General features: G+C 58.8%; 11 protein-coding genes. 2 read left to right on the top strand and 9 right to left on the bottom strand.

Going from position 1 to position 12,081, the window contains the following annotated elements; genetic code table 11:
• Positions 1 to 134 precede the first annotated feature (134 nt).
• The 9 genes from msrQ to mrcB all read right to left on the bottom strand — a co-directional run bounded on the left by msrQ (position 135) and on the right by mrcB (position 9,954).
• Entirely contained in the window at positions 135 to 755 is a 621-nt protein-coding gene (gene msrQ, locus GIW02_RS26000; protein WP_236410763.1) for a protein-methionine-sulfoxide reductase heme-binding subunit MsrQ, read from the bottom strand.
• The gene (gene msrP / locus GIW02_RS26005; protein WP_236410764.1) at positions 755 to 1,768 is read right to left on the bottom strand and encodes a protein-methionine-sulfoxide reductase catalytic subunit MsrP; all 1,014 of its coding nucleotides are present in this window, start codon (positions 1,766 to 1,768) and stop codon (positions 755 to 757) included. Before msrP ends, msrQ begins: the two co-directional genes overlap by 1 nt.
• Positions 1,769 to 1,832: 64 nt before the next feature.
• The gene (gene pssA / locus GIW02_RS26010; protein ID WP_236410765.1) at positions 1,833 to 2,690 is read right to left on the bottom strand and encodes a CDP-diacylglycerol--serine O-phosphatidyltransferase; all 858 of its coding nucleotides are present in this window, start codon (positions 2,688 to 2,690) and stop codon (positions 1,833 to 1,835) included.
• Positions 2,691 to 2,835: 145 nt separating this feature from the next.
• Positions 2,836 to 3,852 carry a ketol-acid reductoisomerase gene (gene ilvC / locus GIW02_RS26015; protein ID WP_236410766.1) on the bottom strand — a complete coding sequence of 339 codons (1,017 nt, stop codon included), beginning with the start codon at positions 3,850 to 3,852 and terminating at the stop codon, positions 2,836 to 2,838.
• A gap of 47 nt (positions 3,853 to 3,899) precedes the next feature.
• Complete coding sequence (gene ilvN / locus GIW02_RS26020) at positions 3,900 to 4,391, bottom strand: acetolactate synthase small subunit (protein ID WP_122719954.1); 492 nt, start codon at positions 4,389 to 4,391, stop codon at positions 3,900 to 3,902.
• Between the two features lie 2 nt (positions 4,392 to 4,393).
• The gene (locus tag GIW02_RS26025) at positions 4,394 to 6,118 is read right to left on the bottom strand and encodes an acetolactate synthase 3 large subunit (RefSeq protein ID WP_015885889.1); all 1,725 of its coding nucleotides are present in this window, start codon (positions 6,116 to 6,118) and stop codon (positions 4,394 to 4,396) included.
• A gap of 431 nt (positions 6,119 to 6,549) precedes the next feature.
• Entirely contained in the window at positions 6,550 to 6,879 is a 330-nt protein-coding gene (locus GIW02_RS26030; protein WP_236410767.1) for a YqcC family protein, read from the bottom strand.
• Complete coding sequence (locus GIW02_RS26035) at positions 6,879 to 7,613, bottom strand: tetratricopeptide repeat protein (RefSeq protein WP_236410768.1); 735 nt, start codon at positions 7,611 to 7,613, stop codon at positions 6,879 to 6,881. Before GIW02_RS26035 ends, GIW02_RS26030 begins: the two co-directional genes overlap by 1 nt.
• Positions 7,614 to 7,629: 16 nt before the next feature.
• Positions 7,630 to 9,954: a penicillin-binding protein 1B gene (gene mrcB / locus GIW02_RS26040; protein ID WP_236410769.1), complete on the bottom strand. Its 2,325-nt coding sequence runs from the start codon at positions 9,952 to 9,954 to the stop codon at positions 7,630 to 7,632.
• A gap of 118 nt (positions 9,955 to 10,072) precedes the next feature.
• On the opposite strand from mrcB, the gene GIW02_RS26045 reads away from it, so the two are divergent.
• Entirely contained in the window at positions 10,073 to 11,629 is a 1,557-nt protein-coding gene (locus GIW02_RS26045; RefSeq protein ID WP_236410770.1) for a bifunctional aminoglycoside phosphotransferase/ATP-binding protein, read from the top strand.
• A gap of 92 nt (positions 11,630 to 11,721) precedes the next feature.
• Positions 11,722 to 12,066 carry a pentapeptide repeat-containing protein gene (locus GIW02_RS26050; RefSeq protein ID WP_236410771.1) on the top strand — a complete coding sequence of 115 codons (345 nt, stop codon included), beginning with the start codon at positions 11,722 to 11,724 and terminating at the stop codon, positions 12,064 to 12,066.
• Positions 12,067 to 12,081: the final 15 nt, after the last annotated feature.

The following is a 12,081-nucleotide window of genomic DNA, read 5'->3' on the forward strand; positions in this document are numbered from 1 at the left end:
TCTGGGCTTGGATGAACTCAAGCAACTCGCTGTCGAATCTCGCATAACTCTTTGTTTACCAAGGAGTTTTCCGTTTCGACTGCGCCGGAAGTGGGGCGAATTATAGACTTCCAGAATCTGCCGTCAAGCACTAATTACACTTTTGTTGCAGAAGATGGTTTTTTCGCGATAAGGCGGGGGATTCGGCGCATTACCGGCGGAATCCGTACCACCAGAAGCAACGCACCTATAGAAGCATAGATAGCCCACTCCTTGAGATCCGCCCGCACGATCCACAACATATGCAGCAAGCCTAGCCCCAGAATCACATACACCAGACGGTGAAGCGTCTTCCAGCGACTGCCCAGCCGGCGCTGACTATAGCGATTAGAGGTCACTGCCAATACCAGCAACGACAGGAAACCCAACGCACCGACAATAATGTAGGGCCGCTTACGTAGCTCTACCCCCAACTGCGACCAATCCAACCCCAATACAAAAACGCAATAGGCCGCCAGGTGCAGCACTGCATAAGTAAAGCACCACAAACCCAGCTGTCGGCGCACCGCTATCCACCCGGGCCAACCGCTCAATTTCTGCAGCGGCGTCATCCCCAAGGTGATCAGCAAGAGAATCAACGTCCCCAGGCCGAGCCGATCAACCAGCACTTTCCCGGGATCAGGCCCCAGAGCGAACGCCCAAGCTTCATATAGCCACCACAGCGGCCACACTGCCGCAGCTATAAAGACGCCAATGCGCCAGATCGGATAACGCATCAATAGTTCTTCCGCAAATCAAGGCCCGTATAAAGAGAGGCAACCTCGTCCGAGTACCCATTGAACATCTGCGTCTCGCGGACATTGGGACTGAACAGGCCGCTCGGCAGGCGACGTTCTCGGGCCTGGGTCCAACGAGGATGATCAACGGTAGGGTTCACGTTCGCGTAGAACCCGTACTCATCCGCTGCAATGCTCTGCCACGTTGTCTTGGGTTGCTCGCTCACGAGACTGATCCGCACAATCGACTTCACGCTCTTGAAGCCATACTTCCACGGCACCACCAAACGCAACGGCGCACCGTTCTGATTTGGCAGCTCTCGCCCATACATCCCCACCGCCAGGATCGCCAAAGGGTTCATCGCTTCGTCAAGACGCAGCCCCTCTACATAAGGCCAGTCGATCAAGCCAAAACTCGAACGCTGCCCCGGCATGCTTTTGGGGTCCTGGAGGGTTTCGAAGCGGATGTATTTGGCTTTGGAAGTCGGCTCAACCTGCTTGAGCAAGGCCGAGATCGGAAAACCGATCCATGGAATGACCATCGACCACGCCTCGACACAGCGCAAACGGTAGATACGCTCTTCCAACTGGTAAGGCTTCATGAAGTCTTCCAAGGCATAACGCCCCGGTTTTGCGACCTCCCCGTCAATGACAACCGTCCAGGGTTCAGTCTTGAGCGACCCTGCATTGGCCGCAGGGTCGCCCTTATCCGTACCGAACTCATAAAAGTTGTTGTAGTGGGTGGCGTCCTTGAAAGGCGTGATCGCCTCGTCCTTGACGGATATTGCCTGCCACTGGGTACTCGGCAGCTTCTCGGCAAACCAACCGGGGGCCTTGCCGGGCTCGACATCAGCATAGCGCGAGGCATCATCCGCACTGGCCCAACGCGGCAGGCTGCTGGCGGCCATGCCGGCAAGCGCACCACCGAGCAAGCTACGGCGAGAAAGGTAGAAGGATTCAGGCGTGACATCCGATTCATGGCAATCGGACGCTTTGGGCAATTTGATTAACATGGCTAACTCCGCAGCATTGGAGAACTGATGCACCAATAGACTGCGGAGTATGGGGGAAATTACATTAAGACAATGTTTTGTCCCGACGCATATGCAGCAAGTACTGAATCGGCCCCGATGCCGCGTAAGCCAGGAACGCCAGCAGCAGAATACGCGGCGGATCACTGAACACCACCGCAAATACCAGCACCACCACCAGGATCGCCACGAAAGGCACCCGCCCTTTCAGGTCCAATTCCTTGAAGCTGTTGTACTTGATGTTGCTGACCATCAACATGCCAGCCGCCGCAACCATCAGCGCCACCAGGAACGACATCTTGGAGCCCTGGATGCCGTAGTCGCTGAACGCCCAAACGATACCCGCCACCACACCCGCAGCCGCCGGGCTGGCCAGACCGATGAAGTAACGCTTGTCGGCAGTCCCCACCTGGGTATTGAAGCGCGCCAGACGCAACGCGGCGCCGGCAACATAGATGAAGGCGACCATCCAGCCGACCTTGCCCATGTCACCCAGCGCCCAGGCAAACGCCAACAGCGCAGGCGCGACACCAAAGGCAACCATGTCCGACAACGAGTCGTACTCGGCACCGAAGGCGCTTTGGGTATTGGTCATGCGCGCTACACGGCCATCAAGACCGTCGAGCACCATGGCCACGAAGATTGCGATGGCAGCAAATCCGAAATACTTGCTGGCACTCGCCGCATCACCTGCCGCCAATGCGCTCTGGGCACTCATGGAGTTGATGATGGAGTAGAACCCGGCAAACAGGTTCGCCGTGGTGAACAAATTGGGCAGCAGATAGATGCCACGATGCCGGACCTTGCGGCCTTCTGCGTCATGCCCTTCTTCGACATGCTCATCGATTGGTAGCAGGCTTTCGGCGTCAGAAGCCTGGTTTGGCTCTTCGGGACGTTCGCTCATGGACTTTACCTTGCAACGGTGTGAAAAAAATTCGACAAATACTTGCGGCGAGTGTTCGCCCGCAAACGATGCAGCTTTATACCAGAACCAGCTCCCCAAACGAAAAAACGCGGCCTAAGCCGCGTTTTCCCTTGATGCGTACGACTTAGTTTTTGTCTTTGTCGACGATCTTGTTGGCACCGATCCACGGCATCATGGAGCGCAGTTGCTCGCCGATGACTTCGATACCGTGTGCGGCGTTGTTACGACGCTTGGCGGTCATCGAAGGGTAGCCGGTAGCGCCTTCGGAGATGAACATTTTGGCGTATTCGCCGTCCTGAATACGTTTCAGAGCGTTGCGCATAGCCTGACGGGACTCGGCGTTGATCACTTCCGGGCCAGTCACGTACTCGCCGTACTCGGCGTTGTTGGAGATCGAGTAGTTCATGTTGGCGATACCGCCTTCGTACATGAGGTCAACGATCAGCTTGAGTTCGTGCAGGCATTCGAAGTATGCCATTTCCGGCGCGTAGCCAGCTTCAACCAGGGTTTCGAAACCGGCTTTTACCAGCTCAACGGTACCGCCGCACAGAACGGCTTGTTCGCCGAACAGGTCGGTTTCAGTCTCGTCCTTGAAGGTGGTTTCGATGATGCCGGTACGGCCGCCGCCAACGCCTGCAGCGTAGGACAGTGCAACGTTTTTGGCATTGCCCGATGCGTCCTGGTAGATCGCGATCAGGTCAGGGATACCGCCGCCTTTGACGAACTCGGAACGAACGGTGTGGCCCGGTGCTTTCGGCGCGATCATGATCACGTCGAGGTCAGCGCGTGGCACTACCTGGTTGTAGTGAATCGCGAAGCCGTGGGAGAAGGCCAGAGTAGCGCCCTTCTTGATGTTCGGCTCGATTTCGTTCTTGTACAGCGCGGACTGGAACTCGTCCGGGGTCAGGATCATGACCAGGTCGGCAGCAGCAACGGCGGAAGCAACGTCAGTCACTTTCAGGCCGTGGGCCTCAGCTTTGGCAACAGTGGCCGAGCCTTTGCGCAGGCCAACAGTCACGTCAACGCCGGAATCTTTCAGGTTGCAAGCTTGCGCGTGACCCTGGGAGCCGTAGCCGATGATGGCGACTTTCTTGCCCTGGATGATCGACAGGTCACAATCTTTATCGTAATAAACTTTCATGAGGTTCCTCTATATATCCAGGCCGTAAGGCCATTCGCTAATTTGGTTTAGATGCTGAGTACTTTGTCGCCACGGGCAATCCCGGTGACACCACTGCGTACCGTTTCCAGAATCGAGGCCGTCCCGATCGACTGGATGAAGCTGTCCAGCTTGTCGCTAGTACCGGTCAGTTGAATGGTATAAACGCTGGCGCTCACATCGACGATCTGCCCGCGATAAATGTCGGTAGTCCGTTTGATCTCGGCACGTTGGGCACCCGTAGCCTTGACCTTTACCAACATCAGCTCGCGCTCGATGTGGGCACTTTCCGACAGGTCGACCAGCTTGACCACTTCGATCAGCTTGTTGAGGTTCTTGGTGATCTGCTCGATCACCTCATCGTGGCCCACGGTGGTCAACGTCAGGCGCGACAGGGTCGGGTCTTCGGTCGGGGCCACGGTCAGGCTTTCGATGTTGTAGTTGCGTTGCGAAAACAGGCCGACAACACGGGACAGAGCGCCGGGTTCGTTCTCCAGAAGCAGGGAGATAATGTGCCGCATGATTAAGTACGCTCCGTCTTGTTCAACCACATGTCGCGCATAGAGCCGTCTTTGATCTGCATCGGATAGACGTGCTCGCTGGTATCCACCTGAATATCGATGAACACCAGGCGATCCTTCATGGCGAACGCCTCTTCCATCTTGGGCTTCAGATCTTTCAGATCGGTGATGCGAATGCCGACGTGGCCATAGGCTTCAACCAACTTGACGAAATCCGGCAGCGATTCCATGTAGGAATGGGAGTGACGGCTGTTGTAGCTCATGTCCTGCCACTGACGAACCATGCCCAACACGCCGTTGTTCAGGCAGACGATCTTCACCGGAAGGCCGTACTGCAGGCACGTCGACAGTTCCTGGATGTTCATCTGGATGCTGCCCTCGCCGGTGACGCACGCAACGTCGGTGTCCGGGAAGCTCAGCTTCACACCCATGGCCGCAGGGAAACCAAAGCCCATCGTGCCCAGGCCACCGGAGTTGATCCAGCGGTTAGGCTTGTCGAACTTGTAGTACTGCGCGGCGAACATCTGGTGCTGGCCCACGTCGGAGGTCACAAAGGCGTCGCCCTTGGTCACTTCGCACAGGGTCTCGATCACGGTTTGTGGCTTGATGATGCTGCCGTCACCCTTGTCGTAAGGGAACAGGCCGCGATCACCGCGCCATTCGTCGATCTGTTTCCACCAGCTGGCAACGGATTCCTTGTTCGGCGTTTCGCCGATGTCCTTGAGCGCCGCGACCATTTCGGTCAGCACGCTTTCCACAGGACCCACGATCGGCACGTCGGCCTTGATGGTCTTGGAGATGGACGCCGGGTCGATGTCGATATGGATAATCTTGGCATTCGGGCAGAATTTGCTCGCGCCGTTGATCACACGGTCATCGAACCGCGCGCCGACCGCCAGGATCACGTCAGCGTGGTGCATGGCCAGGTTGGCGGTGTAGCTGCCGTGCATACCGAGCATGCCGACGAACTGACGGTCCGTACCCGGGAAGGCGCCAAGGCCCATCAGGGTATTGGTAACCGGCAAGTTGAGCAGCTTGGCCAGTTCGGTCAACGGTGCGGAACCGCCGCCCAGAATCACGCCACCGCCCGAGTACAGCACGGGGCGCTTGGCCGCCAGGAGCATTTCTGCAGCCTTGCGGATTTGGCCCGAGTGCCCACGAACGGCCGGGCTGTAGGAGCGCAGCTTGGCTTTCTTGGGGAAAATGTATTCGAATTTCTCAGCCGGGTTAGTCATGTCTTTCGGGATATCGACCACGACAGGGCCCGGGCGACCGGACTGTGCGAGGTAGAAGGCCTTTTTCATGACTTCCGGGATTTCCGACGCATGCTTGATCATGAAGCTGTGTTTCACGATCGGCCGGGAGATACCGATCATGTCGGTTTCCTGGAATGCGTCGGTGCCAACCATGGTACTTGCGACCTGGCCGGAAATGATCACCATCGGGATGGAGTCCATATACGCAGTCGCGATGCCGGTAATGGCATTGGTTGCGCCTGGGCCGGACGTTACCAGCACCACGCCGGCTTTACCGGTGGCACGGGCATAACCGTCAGCCATATGGGTCGCGGCCTGTTCGTGGCGAACCAGGATGTGGGTAACAGCCGGTTCCTTGAACAGTGCGTCGTAAACATGCAGCAGAGCACCACCTGGGTACCCGTAGATATAGTCGACGCCTTCGTCACGCAAAAAGCGGACGAGCATCTCACCGCCAGATAAAAGCTCCACGTTGTTCACCTCTAAAACGCCAGAATACCGTCCGTTGAAAACCGACGGGTCTTAATAGGTTTACTTCTCAACAGAGCATGAGCGACGGTGGTCGCCGACTACGTCAGCACTGACTGAGCAAGTATTGGGATCGTCCCAAGTGTTGCGGGCTTTTCCCACCCAGCGCGAGGTAACGCGTTGCGGGTGTAACAGGTCGGCGCGGATGTGCGCCTCATGATCTGCTGAGCGGGCCTGCTTCTGGCAGTCCCGATACAGCGGACTTTGGATTCTTCTGTTTCAGCCCCTTCAAGTCAAGCAATAATTGCGCTTTTTTCCAACTAAGCGCATGAGAACGTATAAGAAAGGGCTTTGAGGAGGGATAAAACTCGCCTGAATGTCGTCAAGCGGTAGAAATGTGCGCAAGACTGCCGGAAAACCCGACAGTCAGGCAATTAACGAGCGTCGACGATCAGTTGGTCGAACTTTTTCAGCGCATTGCGCAATCCCAGGCTCTCACGCGGACGGTCGGCATAGACCATCTCGGCCATCTCCAGGATCCCGGACGCATTGGGCAATGGCAGGTCCTGTTCGAGGATCTGCTTCATGCGCCCAAGGAAGATCCACTGCAGCCACTGGTGAAAATCCAGGGTGTCCACCGCGAAGGGCTCGACACTGCTGAGCGCTTCGATGCTGGGGGGCACTTCGTCCCACCAGCCCTGCACGCGCAATTCGCGCTCAATCAGCAATAACTGTTCGGCAATCGCTGGAAAACGCGCATCCATCAGAGGCTGACCTTGGCTTTTTGCCGCGCCTGCGCCGCACCGGCAGCATCGCCTTGTGCAGCACGCGCATCACCGATCAACGCCCACAGGCTGGCTTGCAGGTCAGGCCGACCATTGGCCAGGGTCAAGCCACGACGCGCGAACTGTTCGGCTTGCGGCGCATCGCCCTGGGCCATGCGTACCTGGGCCAGGCGATACAGCACTTGCGGCTCGCGAGGCGCCACACGCTGGGCACGCTCAAGGCTCGACGATGCGCCGTTCAAATCGCCACCGGCCTGCTGTTGCTGCGCAGTGGTCAGCAGGGCCAGTACCGGGCCATCCAATTGCTCGTCAGCCGACAGGCCACCGGCGCTGGAAGACGACGGAATGCCGCTAGGCGTCGACGGCATGGTGTAGGCGCCCTGGTTGATCGGTGCCGTTTGAATCGGCGCGGTGTCGATCGGGCCCGAGGCGCTTGGCCCTGGGGTCCACGGCTCGGCACTGATCGGCGCGGACGTAGCGGCGCCCGCCCCCGGCACCATCACCACCACGCCCGAATCCTGCGGCACCGCCTGGGTCGCGGGTTGGGCGGGACGGTTGGTCACGGTCTGGCGGAAGCCGCCATTGGCCGAGATCCGGTCGTTATTGGAGACGGCAGTGCTCGAGTCCACCACGGGAATGGAGCCGCGCTGCACGCTGGCGCAACCGTTGAGCAAAGCCAGAGCTGTAATAGCTGGAATCCACCACTTGTTCACTTGAAACCCTCTTTGCTTAATTCATCCAGCCCTTGACCCAATCCATCACCGATTCCGCGTCAGCAGGCGTACTGCCACCGCACGCGGCGCCGGGTGGTGGTTCGCTGCCGCGAATATACGGCATCTGCACCGCGCCTGGGCAGTTGGCATCAGAGCCCTGACCGGTATGCGGGTCAATCCAGGCCTGCACGATGTTGTCCGGCTGCGGCATGTTCAGCGGCAGCGGGTCGGCCTTGCGCATAAAGCTGGTCCAAACCTGCAATGCACCGGTCGCGCCGGTAAATGGCGTCTTGCCGTTGTCGTCACGGCCCAGCCACACCACCGCCAGCACATCCTGGCCGAAACCGGCGAACCAGCTGTCACGCGAGTCGTTACTGGTACCGGTCTTGCCCGCCAGCGTCAGGTTCGACGGCAGCACTTTATAGACCGAGCTGCCGGTACCTTCGCGCATCACACGCTGCATGGCGTTCTGGATCAGGTAGATGGAGCCTGCATCGAAGCGCTGCTGAATCTGGAACGGGTAGCGTTTGAGCGGCTCGCCCTCGGCGGTCAGCACGCTACGGATGCCGCGCATCGGCGTATTGAAACCACCATTGGCGAGGGTCTGGTACATGGTCGCGACTTCCATCGGAGTCATTGCGCCAGCGCCCAGCAGGATCGATGGGAACGCCGGAAATTCGCGGGTGATACCCAGGCGCGCCAGCGTCTTGAGAACGTTTGGCACGCCCACTTCCAGGCCGAGTCGCGACGTGGAGATGTTGTAGGAATGCGCCAGTCCCTGATACAGGAACACCGTACCGTGGGAACGCCGGTCGAAGTTCTGTGGCGTCCACACCTGGCCATCGGCACCTTTGACCGACAACGGGTCATCCGACAGCCAACTGGTCAGCGAATACTTGCTCGGTTTCTCCAGCGCGGTCAGGTAGACCGCCGGCTTGACCAGCGAACCAATCGGCCGCACGGCATCCAGTGCACGGTTGAAGCCGGCGAAACTGGCCTGGCGACTGCCGATCATGGCCTGCACTTCACCGGTTTCCGGGTTGGTCACGACCATCGCCGCTTCGACTTCGTCGGAGCCTTTACGGCCTGTCAGACGTTTGAACGTGTCGTTGACCGACGCTTCGGCTTTCATCTGCAGAATCGGGTCGAAACTGGTGAAGATCCGCAGACCTTCTTCGGTCAAGTCTTCATCGCGGTAGTCTTCACGCAACTGGCGTTTGACCAGGTCGATAAAGCCCGGGAAGGAACTGTCTGCCAGCTTGCCGCGAGTGGTAACACCCAGTGGCATTTTCTTCGCGGCTTCAACTTGCTCAGTGGTAGCCACGCCCTGCTGCTCAAGCACATCGAGCACCAGATTGCGGCGCGCCAACGCACGTTCAGGGTTGCGACGCGGGTTGTAGTAGGACGGCCCCTTGACCATGCCCACCAGCAAAGCAACCTGATGCAGCTTGAGCTCGGACAGCGGCTGACCGAAGAAGAACTGGCTGGCCAGACCGAACCCGTGCACCGCGCGCTGGCCATCCTGACCGATGAATACTTCGTTGAGGTAGGCCTCAAGGATTTCCTGCTTGTTGTAATGCAGCTCAAGCAGCATCGCCATCATGGCTTCGGTGAGCTTACGGGTCAGGCTGCGCTCGTTGGTGAGGTAGAAGTTCTTCACCAATTGCTGGGTCAACGTACTGCCGCCCTGGGTCATCTTGCCGCCCGACGTATTGACCCAGATGGCACGGGCAATCGACTTGGGCGAAACGCCCCAGTGGCTGTAGAAATCCCGGTCTTCCACCGCAACCAGGGTTTCGAGCAGGTACGGCGGCACCTGATCGAGCTTGATCAGGATGCGATCCTCAAGGTTCTTGGGGTAAATGCCGCCGATCATCAGCGGTTCCAGACGCACCACCGGCAGCTTGGAACCGTTGAGTGACGACAGTTCAGCCACGTAGTCGCCGGAAAAGCGCACACGCACCGGCTGGGCTTTTTCCAGGCCTTCATAGAACTGGAAGCCACGGGTATTCAAATCGACGGTATTGCCACTGACGGCTGCCGCACCCGGGCCGTTGCTCACTGGCTCACGGCGGTAGCCCAAGGCGTCGAGTTCGGTGAGGAAGTCCTCTTTGCTCAGTTTTTGGCCGGTGAAGAGTTCCAGCGGGCGGGCATACACCTTGGCTGGAATGGTCCAGCGCTTGCCGGAGAACTTCTCCTGGACGACCGCGTCGAGGTACACCGCGAAGCCGGCGAGTACGACAAGGCCCACCAGGCCGAGCTTGAGCGCCCAGCCGAGCCAGGGGCGCAGGCCACGGGAAGGAGGTTTTTTACGGGAACGGGGAGATCGGGATCGAGTCATGGCGGCGGATTATACGCACTTTATTGATGATCAACATGAGCCGGACAGCGGTTTGCACCACCGGCTGTAACCGCCATAATGCTGGCCATGAATTCCCCCAGACTTTGAAGGATCGCCCGTGAGCCAGTCCCTGATCGCCGCCCTGCAAAACCCGGCGTTGTACCCCCATCCTGTTGAAGCGTTTCAAGTTATCGAAACCCATATTTCCTGGGTCATCCTGACCGGTCCCTACGCTTATAAACTGAAAAAGCCAATGAACTTCGGCTTTCTGGATTTCACCCAACTGGACGATCGGGGCCACTTCTGCAACGAAGAGCTACGCCTCAACCAGCGCCTGACCGAAGATTTGTATCTTGAAGTGTTGCCGATTACCGGCACCGCCGAGGCCCCGCAACTCGGCGGCGAAGGGCCAGCCATCGAATACGCGCTGAAAATGCGCCAGTTCCCACAGAGCCAGCTGCTCAGCACGCTGCAAGCCAACGGCGAGCTGACCAGCGCGCACATCGATGAGATGGCCAAGCAGATCGCGCACTTCCACCTGACTGCGCCTAAGGTCCCGCAAGCCCACGCGGCCGGCACGCCGGACGAGGTCATGGCGCCAGTACGACAGAACTTCGACCAGATCCGCCCGTTCCTCAGTGACAAGGCCGACCTGGCTCAACTCGAAGCCTTGCAAGCGTGGGCCGAAAGCAGCTTTGAACGCCTAAAGCCGCTGCTGGCCCAGCGCAAGCTGGACGGTTTTACCCGCGAATGCCATGGCGACATCCACCTGGGCAACGCGACCCTGATCGACGGCCACGTGGTGATTTTCGACTGCATCGAATTCAACGAGCCTTTCCGCTTCACCGACGTCTGGGCCGACACCGGTTTCCTGGCCATGGACCTCGAAGACCGTGGCCTCAAGTCCCTGGCGCGGCGCTTCATCAGCCAATACCTGGAGCTGACCGGTGACTATCAGGGCCTGGAAGTCTTGAACTTCTATAAAGCCTATCGCGCACTGGTACGCGCCAAAGTCTCGCTGTTCAGCATGCCAAGCGAAGCCAGCCCTGTGCAGCGTGCCACTACGCTGCGTCAATACCGCAACTACGCCAACCTGGCCGAAAGCTACAGCACTATTCCATCGCGCTTCCTGGCCATTACCCACGGTGTTTCGGCTGTAGGCAAAAGCCATGTTGCCATGCGCCTGGTAGAAGCCTTGGGCGCCGTGCGCGTGCGCTCGGATGTGGAGCGCAAACGCCTGTTCGGCGAGCAGCAGGTAGAAAACACCCCACAGGCCGGTATCTATGCGGCGGATGCCAGCGTGACGACCTACGCTCGCCTGAATGAAATCGCCGACACCATACTGCGCGCGGGCTACCCGGTGGTACTGGATGCCACCTTCCTTAAACGCGACCAACGCGACGCCGCTGCCAAGGTTGCCGAAGCCACCGGTGCGCCGTTCCTGATTCTGGATTGCAACGCACCACACGCTGTTATCGCCAGTTGGCTGGAACAACGTCACGCGCAAAACAACGACCCGTCCGACGCCACACTGAGCGTTATCGAACAGCAGCAGGCGAGTCGCGACCCACTGACGGCCGAAGAGCTGCTGCTGAGCAAGCGTGTGGAAACCAATCAAAGCGGGACCCTCGACGCTCTGGTTGCACAGATTCGCCAACGCCTGCCTGGCCTGTAAGAAATATTTCTTGGTCGTGTCGTCTACTTGGGCGCACGGCCAAGCAATAGTGGCACTATAATGGCGTCATAAATCCAACAGGAGTCGCCTTCATGAGTCAGCCCAAGCTTCTCGATACCCCGCTCTACTCGCTCCTGCACAACGACAATATCCGCGGCTTCAACCAGGAACGTCCAAAAGACGGCGCCATCGACATGCGTGGGGGCGACTTCCGTGGGCTGGACCTGCGTGAGTTGAATGCCACCGGCGTGGACTTCACCGACGCGTACTTCCGCTCCGCCGACTTGCGCGGCCTGGATTTGCGCGACTGCTCACTGGAAGGCGCCAGCCTGGCGCATGCGCAGATCTCGGGCACCTACTTCCCACCTGAGCTGACCGCCGACGAGATCCTCATGTCGGTCAACTTTGGCACTCGCCTGCGCTATCGCACCAAGTAACCCCGCCGCTTGCAC

Source organism: Pseudomonas syringae (genome assembly GCF_021606685.1).
GTDB lineage: Bacteria > Pseudomonadota > Gammaproteobacteria > Pseudomonadales > Pseudomonadaceae > Aquipseudomonas > Aquipseudomonas syringae_R.

What these genes read in the sequence shown, in the direction of transcription:
- ilvN (WP_122719954.1), bottom strand. Translation starts at nt 4,391, where the DNA reads ATGCGGCACATTATCTCCCTGCTTCTGGAGAACGAACCCGGCGCTCTG.
- GIW02_RS26030 (WP_236410767.1), bottom strand. Translation starts at nt 6,879, where the DNA reads ATGGATGCGCGTTTTCCAGCGATTGCCGAACAGTTATTGCTGATTGAG.
- GIW02_RS26050 (WP_236410771.1), top strand. Translation starts at nt 11,722, where the DNA reads ATGAGTCAGCCCAAGCTTCTCGATACCCCGCTCTACTCGCTCCTGCAC.
- ilvC (WP_236410766.1), bottom strand. Translation starts at nt 3,852, where the DNA reads ATGAAAGTTTATTACGATAAAGATTGTGACCTGTCGATCATCCAGGGC.
- msrP (WP_236410764.1), bottom strand. Translation starts at nt 1,768, where the DNA reads ATGTTAATCAAATTGCCCAAAGCGTCCGATTGCCATGAATCGGATGTC.
- mrcB (WP_236410769.1), bottom strand. Translation starts at nt 9,954, where the DNA reads ATGACTCGATCCCGATCTCCCCGTTCCCGTAAAAAACCTCCTTCCCGT.
- msrQ (WP_236410763.1), bottom strand. Translation starts at nt 755, where the DNA reads ATGCGTTATCCGATCTGGCGCATTGGCGTCTTTATAGCTGCGGCAGTG.
- pssA (WP_236410765.1), bottom strand. Translation starts at nt 2,690, where the DNA reads ATGAGCGAACGTCCCGAAGAGCCAAACCAGGCTTCTGACGCCGAAAGC.